Here is a 1,141-nt window from a genome sequence, read left to right on the forward strand (position 1 = left end):
GTGTCGGGGGGTGTGTGGGGGTGTCTTTGTGTGTGGGTGTGGTTCGGCCCCCCCCGGATGGGGTTGTGCGGGATCGCCGGAATTGGTGAGCAGGTACTCGCGCACGGCCGCGGTAGCGGCCATGTCGGCCAGTCGGGCGGTGTCGTCGACCACCCGGCGGGCGGAGCGGCGTGGGTTGGCTTGGCGATGGGTCTGCCGCAGGACGGTGTCGGGGTGCCAGTCCTGTTCGGCGGCGCCGGTTTCGCGGGCTTGGGCGACCCAGATCGCGGGGATGCCGTGGGAGGCGGCGATGATTTCGGCGACGCTGCGTTCGCGCTCGAGGGCTTCGAGGTCTATGGAGTAGTCGGTGTCGCGGCGAGCGAGGGCGACCTGGCGGGCAACCCTGTGAACGGCCGAGAGGCGCTGGGCCTGCTGGACAGGCAGGTCAGCGACGACGCGGGCTGGTGGTGGCCGAGTCATCGCCCGGTGTCCGGTCCGAGCTCGCGGTGGCTGAATAGCGGCAGCAGATCAGCGGGGTCTGGCTCGCCCTCGGTGGGCGCGATCTGTACTGGTCGGGTCGCGGCGACGGCGGCCTCGATCAGCACGCCGGGAGGTCGTTGCCGCTGCGCGTGGTCGACGACCATGTCGAGGACGTGGTAAGGATCCGGCAGCCCGGGCGCGGGGGCGATCCCAGCCTCGGCCAGAGCGGTGGTTTCCAGGCGCGGGCCGGTGCTGTCGGCGCGGGCCATCTCACACCAGCGCTCACGCAGGTCAGCAACGGACAGATCCCTGGTAGCGATGACGGCCACATCGAGCCATCGCGTTCGGCCCCACAAGGTTTCGGCCTCGGGTCCGCTGACCTGGAGAAGTCCTGCGAGCAGACCTAGCCGCTGTGAGCGGGTGCGCAGGCTGCGTTCCACCGCCTGGCTCGAGCCGATCTCGGCAGCGGCCATGATCGGATCGCGGTGGAGGTAGAGCGCGTGCACTCCTGTCGCAACCGCCAGAACGCAGACATCACCATCCAGTCGGGCCAGCAGGGCCGCGCGGTCGACCGGTTGCGCGGGCCGCAGGAATGCCCCTGCCCGCCCGCGGATGCCGTCTTGACCGCGCTCGCGGACGTGGTCGATCCATTCATGGGGTCCTCCGCCGGCCCGTGCGGCGG

The 1,141-nt window shown here is 70.8% G+C and carries 2 protein-coding genes; both read right to left on the reverse strand.

What is annotated here, in order from left to right:
• The coding region (locus tag ACFWPJ_RS33440; protein WP_378857611.1) for a hypothetical protein at positions 1–459 on the reverse strand (459 nt) is incomplete at its 3' end.
• On the reverse strand, positions 456–1,141 hold a 686-nt coding region (locus tag ACFWPJ_RS33445; protein WP_378857613.1), incomplete at its 5' end, for a hypothetical protein. The genes ACFWPJ_RS33440 and ACFWPJ_RS33445, both read right to left, overlap by 4 nt.

The sequence above is a fragment of the Nocardia sp. NPDC058497 genome (assembly GCF_042720195.1).
In the GTDB taxonomy this organism is placed as follows: Bacteria; Actinomycetota; Actinomycetes; order Mycobacteriales; family Mycobacteriaceae; genus Nocardia.